General features: G+C 49.7%; 9 protein-coding genes and 1 pseudogene. 1 reads left to right on the top strand and 9 read right to left on the bottom strand.

Translation table 11 applies throughout. The annotated features are described in order from the left end of the window. Positions 1–135: 135 nt before the first annotated feature. Positions 136–1,047: an AraC family transcriptional regulator gene (locus tag LN737_RS32395; protein WP_231780404.1), complete on the top strand. Its 912-nt coding sequence runs from the start codon at positions 136–138 to the stop codon at positions 1,045–1,047. 12 nt (positions 1,048–1,059) lie between these two features. On the opposite strand, the gene LN737_RS32390 is transcribed toward LN737_RS32395, so the two are convergent. The 9 genes and pseudogenes from LN737_RS32390 to LN737_RS32350 form a co-directional block, all read right to left on the bottom strand. Continuing rightward, positions 1,060–1,866, bottom strand: a complete 807-nt coding sequence (locus LN737_RS32390) for a sugar phosphate isomerase/epimerase (protein ID WP_231780403.1) — start codon at positions 1,864–1,866, stop codon at positions 1,060–1,062. 39 nt (positions 1,867–1,905) lie between these two features. Beyond that, complete coding sequence (locus tag LN737_RS32385; protein WP_231780402.1) at positions 1,906–2,661, bottom strand: ThuA domain-containing protein; 756 nt, start codon at positions 2,659–2,661, stop codon at positions 1,906–1,908. Between the two features lie 20 nt (positions 2,662–2,681). After that, positions 2,682–3,523, bottom strand: a pseudogene (locus LN737_RS32380) (sugar phosphate isomerase/epimerase family protein). 202 nt (positions 3,524–3,725) lie between these two features. Beyond that, positions 3,726–5,108, bottom strand: coding sequence for a choice-of-anchor Q domain-containing protein (locus LN737_RS32375; protein WP_231780401.1), 1,383 nt, complete (start codon positions 5,106–5,108; stop codon positions 3,726–3,728). An 87-nt stretch (positions 5,109–5,195) separates the two neighbouring features. Further along, a complete protein-coding gene (locus tag LN737_RS32370; RefSeq protein WP_231780400.1) occupies positions 5,196–6,287 on the bottom strand; it encodes a hypothetical protein in 1,092 nt (363 codons plus the stop codon). A 48-nt stretch (positions 6,288–6,335) separates the two neighbouring features. Beyond that, the gene (locus tag LN737_RS32365; protein ID WP_231780399.1) at positions 6,336–7,502 is read right to left on the bottom strand and encodes a right-handed parallel beta-helix repeat-containing protein; all 1,167 of its coding nucleotides are present in this window, start codon (positions 7,500–7,502) and stop codon (positions 6,336–6,338) included. 81 nt (positions 7,503–7,583) lie between these two features. Beyond that, positions 7,584–8,567 (bottom strand): hypothetical protein, encoded by a 984-nt coding sequence (locus tag LN737_RS32360; protein ID WP_231780398.1) that lies wholly within the window; start codon positions 8,565–8,567, stop codon positions 7,584–7,586. Between the two features lie 11 nt (positions 8,568–8,578). Next, positions 8,579–10,708: a formylglycine-generating enzyme family protein gene (locus LN737_RS32355; protein ID WP_405520877.1), complete on the bottom strand. Its 2,130-nt coding sequence runs from the start codon at positions 10,706–10,708 to the stop codon at positions 8,579–8,581. Between the two features lie 75 nt (positions 10,709–10,783). Beyond that, the gene (locus LN737_RS32350) at positions 10,784–12,280 is read right to left on the bottom strand and encodes a glycoside hydrolase family 28 protein (RefSeq protein WP_231780396.1); all 1,497 of its coding nucleotides are present in this window, start codon (positions 12,278–12,280) and stop codon (positions 10,784–10,786) included. Positions 12,281–12,437: the final 157 nt, after the last annotated feature.

The raw sequence follows: 12,437 nt of genomic DNA, 5'->3' as shown, positions 1-12,437 counted from the left end.
GCTATATATACGATGCAACTAATTGCATTTAACGCTAACAAAATTCAGTTTTTCCAAGAAGACACAAATGAAGTATTTTAGCCTAAACATGGATTATTTTATCTTTAGCCTGTTTTATCGAGTAAACACAATCGGATGAGCCCATTAACCCGTAAAAGCCGCGGATTTGCCGGGGAACGAATCATTGAGGTTCCCAAGGAAACCGTTGACAAATGTTTGTCGATGCCGTTGATCAGCAGTCTATTCATTACCCGAATGGGTTTTTACCCCAAAGCCCTGTATCACTATTATCAGCGTCCAACCGGAATTTCACAGGTCATTCTGCTGTATTGCACAGACGGGCAGGGCTGGATTCAACTGGCCAAAAACCGGATTATGATGCAGGCGGGAGACGTTTTCGCCATCACGCCTGACACCCCTCACTCCTACGGTGCAGATACCGATAATCCCTGGACTATTCACTGGTTCCACTTCAGTGGTACGGACTGCCACGACGTAATAAGCGCTATTATGGACGATAAGAGTAATCTTCCCCAGGCCGTTCGTGTACCTTATTCTGATGAACGGATTGCCCTGTTCGACCGAATGTTCGATACGTTTTTGAAAGGCTATAGTACGTCGAACCTGCTGTTTGCGAACCTGACTATCCCGTTTTTTCTGGCCTCGTTCATTTTGCCCGAAAACTTTCAGAAAGAAATCATTGGCAGCGGAACCGCCACGCCGACAAATCGGGCCATTCTATATATGCAAAATAACTTATCCTCATCCATCACACTGGACAATATTGCTCAATCAGTCAACCTGTCTACGTCGTTTTTCTCCCGCAAGTTCAGACAGGATACCGGTTATGCGCCCATTGAGTACTTCAACCACCTGCGTATTCAGAAAGCCTGTCAGCTCCTTCACTTCAGTGATTTACGGATTAACGAAGTAGCGTATCAACTGGGCATCGATGATCCATTCTACTTTTCGAGACTGTTCAAAAAACAAATGGGCGTATCGCCCGCTGAGTATCGAAAGACTGAAGGTATTCAGCGGAGGGTCTAATTGGTATAACAATCAGGCGTAGCGCTGCTTTAACAGGTTCATCATGAAGACATTGATTTCCCATTGATTACCGATTGGCAACTGGGTATAGGGCATTACGGGCATGTAGGTTGCCGGACCGAACTCCGTGTTAACAGTCAGTTGTGTGCCATTAGCCCGGTGTGTTTCCACTAGTTTATCCCACCAGGCTAAATGTGTGTTGAGCGTTAGCTCCCATTCCGGCGCACGTGGATCATTGACCTGTGGTCCTTCGGGATGCCCTACCCGGCTGTGAATATGGTCGGCACGGGAAATAGCCAGATTCACCGCTTCGGTCTGGTTTTCGAGTAGTGATTCATGGACGTTGCACCAGTGCGAAATATCGAGGCATATCCGAAGATCAGGGAGTCTGGTAAAATACTCCTGCGCGATATGAGCGGCAAACAGCGACTTCCCCCGGTGTGTTTCGTGGATGATTCTGACGCCCGTTTCTTTCGAAATCCGCGCAGCCAGATCGAAGAGGTGTTTGTTCTGCTCGAAGGTAAAGAAATCCTTGCCGGTCTGACAGTTGATAAAAACGGGGTTGGCTGCAATCAGGTTGCGGAGGTATTTTTCATAGTTCCGGCTGTGTTCGTCCAGATCGCTCTCGAACGATTGCCAATACTGACCAATCAGTTCGAGGTCGTAGTCGTTCAGGGTAGCTACGATTTCCCGGCTCTCATTGGCTTCGAGCGGCAAGGCCATTTCAACACCATCGTAGCCAGCGTCTTTCACGTTCTTACAGAACGTAGCAAACGGTAAGGTATTCCCCCATTGGGGCGCGTAAAATTTAATGTGCATACGGATTAACAGGAATGGCTTTTGAATTGTCGGTACTGGTTACGGTTTATATAGTATTGCATTCGCAATGAGTTGCGTGTAGATAAGATTTTCAAAATCACTGATCGCATGACCCGGCTGACTGTAGAAAAGCCAACCTTTTCCCACCGGAATACACCAGGCCGACCGATCCTGCATCCACACCTTTCCGGCGGTATCCGTGAATTTAAAACCCAGCAAAATGGTCCGGCTCCCCAGCAGTTGATGATTCAGAAATCCCTCTGTTTTTTGCAAAACAAAGCCCGGAAACTGGCCCTCTTTTTGGCTGCCCTCCCGCGTGTACGCAATCGTAGAAGCATACGTAATCTTGTGCGACGTAATAAAGTGTTTCGGAGCCAGATTCACGACAGCCATATCGACGTCGCCCACGTATTTATAGCCGCCTTCCGAAACGTCTTTCTTGGGCAAATCGATACCCAGAAACGAAAACCATTCTTTATTCTTTCGCTTCGCCGAACTAATGGAATGATGCAGGCAAAGTAGCTTCCCGCCGTTTTGAGCATACCGGATAAAGGCTCGCTCGGGAATGGAATCCAAATCTTTGTGGATGTAAACAATAACCGCCCGGAAATTGGCCAGGGTGGCGGGCATGTCGGTCTGGGTCACAATTTTAGAAGTCAGACCCTCCTGCTGTTGCATTCCTTTGGCCAGTACTTCCATTGCCGGAATTTCGTCGGCAACAATCAGTACGTCCTGAGCGGTTACCCGGCCAACTGACATCAGCAAACAGACGAGTATGATAAGCCAATATTTCATAAATGACACGCGTTTTTTCGTCACTTCAGTTGGCTTAGATAGGCTATCGTTTGTGGCACCTGCGTGGCATAGCTAGGGCTTTCGTCTTCGATGTAGTAATGTTCGATAGACGACTTTTGGGCGGCTTTCAGAATGGCGCGCAAATCGATCTGACCGGTTCCCAGCGCTACGTCGTTCTCCACCGGCGTGCCCCCCGACAAATTGCCGACAACCCCTTTACGTAGGTCTTTCAGGTGCATCAGCTTAAAGCGTTTCGGGTATTTTTTGATCAACGCAGCGGGATCGGCGCCGGGAAAAAAGTCCAGAGAATGTCCAGCTCGAAACTAACGTACTGTGGATCGGTATGCTGAACGATGTAATCGAACAGGGTGCCATCCTCGTACTTCTCGAACTCGTAGCCGTGGTTATGGTAGCAGAACGTCAGGCCAAACTCATCTTTCAACTGCTTGCCAATTCGGTTGAAGGTTTCAACGGATTTCTGCGCATCCGCCAGCGTGAATGGGGGCTTTGTCATAATCCAGGCTACCCGGACATAACTCGCTCCGAGGGTTTTAGCATTTTTACCCACTTCGCTGGTTTTGTTCTGCGCATCGGCATAGCTAACCCCAAACGAGGAACATTTCATCCCCCGTTCGTCGAGGAGTTTGCGCAGTTCGGCGGCTGTTTTACCGAAGAGATTGGAAAACTCCATATCGGTAATGCCCAGCGCCTTAATGGTATCGAGCGTGGCTGCTACGTTTTTAGCAAAGCTGTTGCGGTACGTGTAAGATACCATGCCGGGCGTTTGCGGGAACACCTTTTTCTGCGCCTGAACAGCACTGAAGCTCAAAAGGATAACAAAAGCGAGAAGGATTTTTTTCATGAGAGATGATTGATTTAGTTTATAGAAGCTGTCTGATAACCCCTAAATCCCCTAAAGGGGACTTTTCTCCAGCTCAAATAAAGTCCCCTTTAGGGGATTTAGGGGTTATAAAATTTATAAGAAACATTTTTCAGATAGCTCCTTAAACCTATAAGGTCTTTTTGGGACCTTATAGGTTTGATTGATTGGCTTTATCTGGTTTTTACTGTTCGAACGCGCCCCGATCCCGGCCGGCACGTTTGGGGCGGGCCTTTCCCAGAATATCATTGGGCAAGGGAACATTGTTACTACCCGAATCGACGGCACGGCTATTTTTCGCCAGTCGGAAATTACCTTTCGTTGGGTCGGGCTGGATGTCGATAAAGCTGGGGTCGGCCACAATGTCGTTGGCACCGGCAAAAACGGTTTGAGCAGTTGGGTAGATATTATAGTCCCAGCGAATACTGGTATTGCGGTTGTTGGAAGTTACGGCTCCGCCCGGACGGGGCACAATGATGTTGTTGAGAATAACCACATCGTCCGACCGATTAGGAAACAGCTCCTGATATCCCACAATCCCGCCATTCCAGTACGTTGTATTATTAATAATATCGACATGCTTTGTACGGAAGGTGTGAATCCCCGAACCACCATTGTAACAACTCACGTTATTGGCAATCAGCGCCCGCCCTTTCCACTCAGGCCGCTTTGGCTTTTCTGGCGTAGTCGCAACAGTTGTTGCGGCAACAGCCGTCTGGCTGGTGGCTGGCTTAACAACCGCATCGGCGTTGGGATTCGTGGCGCCCTGTCCCTGTTCCTGATCGGTTACGTCCAGCAGAATACCGTTCCCATCGCTCAGTTTACCGATTTTCTCCCAGGGCACCAGCGTTTTATTATTCCAGACAAAATTGCGCTGGATTACGATATGGTAACCCGGCGCGTCATCGTATGCCCAGTTGTTGAGCGTTGTTATGCCCGAGCCCCCGTAGCGCATGAACCAGGCATTGTCATAAACCTTACAATCTTCAACCGTAAAATAGTCGATTTCGATACCGACAATGCCACCGCCCGCGCACTTACCAACGACGCAATTGCGGATAATCAAATGGTGCGGTTTTTCGTCCGGTTTCTTACCCCGGCCATTGAAGAAAATCCCGTTTGTGTTGTAATAAGGGTCGGGCGTTGTTTTTTTACCATCTTCCTGGGCTTTGAGCAACACAATGGAATCGTTGTTTCCCATGACGCTCAATCCATCAAGGATGGTATAGGAGCCCGAAATCTGGATGCCTGCCCAGCCGACCGGCCGAATTTCGGGGTGATGACCCGGACGGGCTTTCCATGTAATCCAGGCAGCAGACGTACCAGAGCGGGTGATATTGAGTACGGCGCTCCCATTCCCTTTATCAGCGTTGGTATACGTACCGTTGCCAACCAGGACTACATCGCCGGGTTGGACTAGGTCGGCGGCTTTTTGCAGATTCCGGAAAGCGGTTTCGGGCGTTTTACCATCGTTTGCATCATTTCCTGTACCGGATACATGCCAGGTTGCGGCCGAAACGAACGTATTGATTAAGAAGAAGATAAAAAACAGAGTGGTTGTTTTCATGGCGATTAACGACTTATTGGTCTTGTTATTCAGGCTGATAGGTATTCAATTGATTCGTATTCTGTACCGATCCCAGGCTCTGTGGTTTCAGTCCCAGGTAAAAATCCGTCGGGGGTTATCGATCAGGAATTTATCGATGGTGGATTTAGGTATCCCTTTATCGCGCAACCAGGGAACGACCTTTCGAAGTGGGTACGAATAGGTCCGGTCTTTGCCCTCTTCGTTGGTATCTTCCCACAGTATTTTGATGTTGCCATCCACAAATGTCCAGGTCAGATCAATCGTCGCGACCATGCGGTCGTCGTAACCACGCTTTGTCAGTTCCTGAATAATCAGGGCCAGATCATTGGGTTTGGTGTGGTTCCAGTTACCGAAATTATTGAAACTAAGCGTGCTCCCTTTTTCGACTACTTTCTGGAGGTAATCGATTTCCTGCTGAACGGTACGTCCGTTCCAGCCAAAGGTGGCTTCTACGTGCGAAAAGTAACAGTGCTTCAGGTCGGCACCCGCTTCTTCCAGTATCTGCTGCTGTTCGACACACCCACTCACTGCGTGCGTGCAGATGGGTAAGCTGTAGCGCTTCTGCACATGAGCAGCGGCCACGAACAAATTCTTCTCCGCCGGTGTGATGGGCAAGCGTCGGGCGGCTACTTTAATGACGCCCGGCCGAATCTGCGTTCCCTGAATACCTTCCTCGATGTCCTTAATCATACGGCTTTCAAAATCGGTCACCGTCATGGATTGCTGTTCGTCTTTGAGCAGATAAGACCCGGTGCAACAGATCACGTTCACGCCCGATGCTTTCGATACCTCCTGTATGCCAACAACATCGTCGGTCGGTCCAACGTCGACAATCGTATTCAGCCCCAGGGCTTTCGCTTTTTTCAAATCACTGACGGCAAAATCGAAGCTTTTTTTCCGCTGAACCGGATCACTCGGCATCACAATGTGCTCGTGTATGCTTGTGATACCCATCTGATCGGACATGATCGTACCCGTAGCCGTGGGAATAACTTTGCCAACTGCACCAGCCTGTGCAACCGCAGTACGTTGGTGTACCAACGTACTGCCCTTTTGACCAGCCATGACCAGTGGAACAGGAAGTAACGCGGCAGCCGTGCCAAGGCTAACCGACTGTAGGAAGCTTCGGCGCGATAGGTAATCGGATTCATCATTCATAGACTTTCGGTCGAGTTAGGTAAGCACTGGCAGATAATTGGTTTCTCGTTAGCGTGATACACTGATTTGCTCCCCACTAGCTGCGGCAAAACCGAGATTAGCCCCATCGAGCAGGAAATACGTATTGTCGTGGTGCGTAAAGTTGCCGTGTCGCGCTACTTTTTCGGCGGCTTCTCCACCCAAAACGACAAGATTATTGCTAAAAATCAGCTCATTAGTCGAAACGTCTCCCTTCCCAATACCCAATAAATTATTCCATTTGGTGCCTTTTCTAGAGATGATCGTATTGTGTTTCATCCTGAAGTTGTGAATATCAGCCCGGAACTTTCCGGTAAGGTGAAACGTCCATTCGCCATTTTCTACGGAGACATTATCTGACACCAGAATGTCGCGTGCCGATCCTCCGCCTATTTCCAGAAAGCCGTTGCAGTCTTCGGCATAATTGTGATGCACATACGTACTATCGCCATTGGTGTAGACTTCAAAAAAACCACCGTCGGCACCATAGTCATAACTTTGCGCCCGGCACCGCACCGCCCGGTTATAAGCGATTTCGTTGTTGGGGGCAAATACCCAGTACGCTACGGCACCATAGTCATCATCACCTCCCTGCGTGTTTTTGACCATAATCAGGTCGTGGGCGTAGTTCTGCGTAATGAGGTTGTAACGACCATGCGCCATAACTCCGCCCCCACAGTTTTCGATTTCACAGTTTCGGATGATGTTGTGGTCGGCTCCTTTCGCCAGATAGATACCAGCCAGGTGGGCATCTTTGGCAACAAACCCATCGACAATAACCCATTTCCCAGTGATGTTAATGGCTTTTGCCAGGTTGCCCGGATGGCTAAATACAGGTTTTGGTCCTTCGCCAACGGCCCGAAAAACGATGGGTTTTTGCGGAGTTCCGGTATCGTTAATATCCAGCCCGGTGGTCCAACTTGACCCACTCATGAAGTTGATGGTATCGCCTGGCATAAAGTCTTTTGCATGAACAGGAGCCAGGGATTTCCAGGCGTTGCCCGGCTCAGTACCGGCGGCAGCATCGTTGCCCGAAACACTATTGACAAAATAGTGCCGGGCCACAACCTGATGTTCTATGGATAGCACCGCCAAAGCCGCACTGAGCCAGAAAAAGATGCGAAGGTGATTCATATTGATTCTAACTTTCAGTGTGTCAACGTAGTGGTGAAGCGGGTTGCCAGGTCGGTTGTTCATAGTAAGGGCGTGTAATCGGGTGCGATGACTATTTTTAGGTTTAAACCAGCACTAATGGGTGTTCAGGCTTGCCTGCATTCCCTAGTTTTTCACATCACTGGGCCGTTTGTTTTTCCAAAGTTTAAAATCATCCCAGTACACCTGGAGCGTTTTGCCCTGCGCTTTCACATGGCTTATCAATTCCTTTGAGGTGTACAGCTTCATGGGATTATAGCCTGTCACTCCATTAGGGGCCGGATCGGCGGTGTTGTGGGTGAAGTTGGCAATGTCATATACCACCTGCCTCGGTTGGCCCTCTGGCGTAATAGCCAGATAAAACCGTCCTGTTTTCTGGTCACCTTCTTTAAAATAATACTCCATCGTAAACCATTTCCCGATGGGCACAACCACGTTTGATGTGGTCGGATCGGCCCGCCAGACTTCTTTCTGGCCCGCGTTTTCAGCGTTTAGAATGAAATTCAGTTCGCTTTTTTCGGCACTTGATTTGCCAATGCCCAGCGTGATCCGAAATCCATACGGTTCGCTTTTAACCCACCATTCGTTGTTCCAGAATTCAGAAATCGTACACCAGTTTATGGAGCGGGGATAGGTTTTCAGCGCATTGAAATCGTCCGTTAAAAACACCCTCACCGACTGATAAAACTCGGTGTATCCTCCCTGAATACCATACAGATTGGTTTGAATACGGGCTTTCTGCTGGTTTTCGGAAGCCACCCACGAGTCATTTAACCAATACTGAAGCACTTTATTTGTAGGGTTACCCGGTTCGGCAATGACGCGCGCAAACCGTTTGGTCGAATCGCCACCGGTATACTGCACCTGCATACGGCCATTTTTTACGATAGGTCGCCAGTCGGTACGCCAATCGCTTTTGGTCGAAAAGCTTGTATCCAACCCGTCCATGTATTCCATGACAGCGCCGTGGTCATTGCTGCCAATAGCCTTCACCACGCGGCTACTGCCCTCAAAGCCAGTCTGAAAAATTAATTCCTCAACTGTCTTTTTCGCCTGGCCGTGACACAATGCAGCCGTAAGCAATAGTCCGATTAGCAAAAATTTATACATCAATACATTGGTTACTGGTTTACCACCTGCTCATCCACCACGCACCGGAACCCTACCGTGGCACAACGATCCAGACCCGGCCAGGTCAGCAGATATTTAGCGCCAAAACTGGTGTCCTGCGCGCCCTGGTCGGCGTACCACTCCGAAGCCCGATTGACGTACCAGGCTCCCCCGCGCAAAATGCAGAAGCGGTTGTAACCGTCGGTTCGCTCGCTTTCGGTCAGTTGCCATACGTTACCACTCATGTCGTACAACCCTTGTTTCGTCCGGCCTTTGTCGAAGCGGTTGACGGCCGTTGCGCCTGCCCATTGTCCTGTATTTACAACCGTCGAATCGAAGGTGTTGCCCCAGGGGTAACGGGTCTGCGACGATCCGTTTTGAGCCGCCCATTGCCATTCGGCTTCGGTGGGGAGTCGCTTGCCAGCCCATTTGGCGTAGGCACGGGCATCGTCCAGCGTAACCCAGACCACCGGAAAATTCTCCTGACCAGCGGGCGGAGCGTTGTTCACCCAGTGCTTCAGGAAGTTTTCGCGCTGCTGTGGTTGATAGTGACTAGCCTTTAAAAACTGGGCGAATTGCGCGTTCGTCACGAGGGTTTCATCCATGGCAAACGGCCTGAGCTTTACGATCACCTCGCCGGTGGTTATCTCGTTACGGGCCTGGCTGTAGGAATAGTCCACGAAATTACCAATCGGGTAAAAACCACACTCCCGCTGCCGGAAGCTGAACGTCAAACGTACCGAATCTATCGAAACGGGTATAGCTACCATGCCTTTCGGTACGTTATTTTTTGCGTATCGCTGGGTAGCTGCTACTGGTTTCAAATGAGGTTTGGGCAGGTGAAACGTGGTGCTATAGTCTGCTTGTTTGTGGGTATCAGCCTGTTTTTTCAGAAAGCTCAGGAAGTCGTCGGTCAGCTCCGAGTCGGCAACAGCCAGAATGGAGCCAATGGCTTTGGGGCCGTATTCGGCATACAAGCTCACCTTCCCGTTGGCGCGGCCTGGTTTTAGCTCTTTCCCCGCCATCAGGTCGAAATAGCGGACGCCCGGTACGTCGTCCTGCTCAAAAAGTTTACCCGTCGTCCATTGCTCCTGCCGGTTCACGATTGTCCACAGGGTGCTTTTCCCCAACTGCCAGCGACTGGCAAACACGCGGTTTAGTTGAATCGGGAACAGGGGTGTCCAGGTACCTTCGGTAAAAAATTGAGAATAGCGCCGTTGAATGGGCAGCATGGCCCGGAGCAGCGACCGATCTCGTGGGTTGACTTCGTTGACGGTGCCGAACACATTTTCCCAAATGACGATGCCGCAGCCGTTGATCCACGCATTCTGGAGCAGCATCGATTGTTCGTGGTTGAAACGCGAAAGCCGGTAAATCATGTGCCGCTGTTCAAGCCATCGGTTGCGCACCAGTACCGGCACTTCGCCAAACTCAAGGTTTTTGTATCGCTCATTCCAGCCCACTTCCAGCCACGACTGATGCACCTGATTCAGCACCTCCGGCCGGATCGGTATTTCCGACTGAAAAATGGCTCCCGGATTAGACCGTTGCATGGTCTGAAAAAAGCCCTCTACGTTCGAGATCGTATCCAGATATACGCCGTCGGCACCCGTTTCGGTGAGCAGATCAAGTAGTTCGTCTTCATCGGTTTTGCCCTGATTCCGGGCGATGTTGTCCCAGGGATTGTAAGCGATCATCAGCTTTTTCCCAAGCTGATTCAGCTCGTTGCACAGTTGTTTGAGCCCTGCTACACCGCCTGGCAGATTCCGATAAAACGAGTATTGGGTCCGGTTGTCGAAGCCCAGTTGCGGATAGGTGGGCCACAAAACCACTACGTCGACACCACCGTAGTTGGCTTCGTATTTTTTCAGGCAATTCTTAATATCATACGCCCCGTTCTTATCATATAGGCTAGTTTCGTTGGCCATCAGGAAATACGTAGCATAGGCACTGGACGCCCATTTGTAATTGGGTTGACGATAGTTCTCGCCTTTGTAATTCAGGGAGCGTAGCGTCGAATCTTTCCAGGCCCGCAATTCAGAACGCCACGCATCCCATTTATCCGGTGCCGTGGGGGCTTCGATCAGCTGGTAATACTTTTCAGAAAGGGCATTTTTTTGTTGCCCAAACGCTATTCCCATCCAACTACACAAGATCCAGCTACTGATTATTCTCTTTCTGAGCATCCTGCTTTTCGTTATTTCTGACAGTTTTTATCAATTCACTACCTCAATTCGCTCGCTGTTCTTCTGTGTAAGAATCGCGTCTGTTTTCTCCAGTTTCTTATTGCCGATAACCACGTTTTTTAGTTTTATGCCCCGCACGTCGTCCACATAAAAAGCGGGTCGAGCATCGGGTTTTCTGTACGTAACTGCCACATCATCAAGGACTAACCCATTTACGTGCCGAACATAAAAAGCACTCGCCGGCAGCTTTGTCCCAAACGTCAGCCTGTTTTCCGGATACCCCTTTTCATTTTCGCGAACAACTGTCGGAAACGTCTTGAGAGAATCCGCAGAAACACCTTTGGGCACCGTTATCCGAATATTGGAAAGCCGGATATCTTCGGCCGGACTTTCTTCCAATCCGGCAATAATGGTTGGGATAATACTCCGGGTTTCGGCCCTGATATTCTGGATATTGATATGCCGCATCACCGACGGCTTTTTATCCGGATTCAGGAACCGCTTACCCACCCGGATAAAAATCGGACTCAATACGTCCGTCATGATAATGTCTGAGATAGTAATGTTCTCCACGATGCCTCCATCGACCCCCAGAATCACGATGCCGGTGTTGACACTCGTCTCCTCAGGCCTATGCACAATACTGGCAGGCATTGGCCAGTGCCTATACCCGTTCACCGATCCTTTCTTGATGACACAATTCGTGACGGTAATATTTCGGAAGCCCGTTCGGGAGCCGGTGCCGAATTTGATCCCGTTGCAGATGCTCGACAGCACACAGTTGGTGACCGTTATGTTCTCGCAGAATTTATCGAGGTATTCGCTTTTAAAGCAGAGGGCATCATCTTCCGAATCGACAATGCAGTTGGAAATGATAACGTCTTTCCCGTCAATATCCAGCCCGTCGCAATTCCAGTTCACCCAGCTTCGGAGGTATATCTTATTGATAGTCACTCGCTCACAACCCGATATCGATACAGTTACCTGCGCCGAGTTGAGAATGCTGATGCCTTCAAGGATCACATCCCGACAGCCGATAAAGAAAATGTTTTTGGGCTTACCGTCTTTGTTCAGACCCAGTTGAAAGGCCTTCCCTTCGCCGGGACCGCGTAACGTACCCAGCCCGATAATTCCGGTATGCGTTGCTTTATCGGCAATAACCAGGGCTTTCATATAATCCAGATACAGGCCGTTATGGGTGATGGTCCCGAATTTTTTGGCTGGTAGAATGTTGTGCTCGGGATAATCAGTGGGGTTGTAGCTCCCCTGTAGAATCGCCCCCGCCGACAGGTACAGATACACGTTTGACTTCAGGAAAATTGTGCCGGTGTAATACGTACCGGCTGGCACCAGCACCTCACCCCCACCCTTGCCAGCACATTGATCAATAGCCGATTGAATGGCTTTTGTGTTCAGAAACGTACTATCGGGTTTGGCCCCAAAATCACGAATATCGTACGTCTGGGCATACGCCGGGTAACTAAAGAGAAAAGCAGCCAGCAGGATCAACACGTTGTGATTCTTCATAGTAGAACAAGCCCCATTATCAGGTTGACAAACCGGATACCATCAACTTTATCATTCACCCTGTTTCCGGTGGTTGCACTGTGGAAACAGGTGTTTTGTTGGTATTAGCCGGTCAACAGAATGAGTCAGCATGCGTGGGCATCGTCGTATACGTGTT

Source organism: Spirosoma sp. KNUC1025, assembly GCF_045160025.1.
In the GTDB taxonomy this organism is placed as follows: domain Bacteria; phylum Bacteroidota; class Bacteroidia; order Cytophagales; family Spirosomataceae; genus Spirosoma.
The sequence above is the reverse complement of the archived record's forward strand: the minus strand, read 5'-3'. Positions and strand labels throughout refer to the sequence as shown.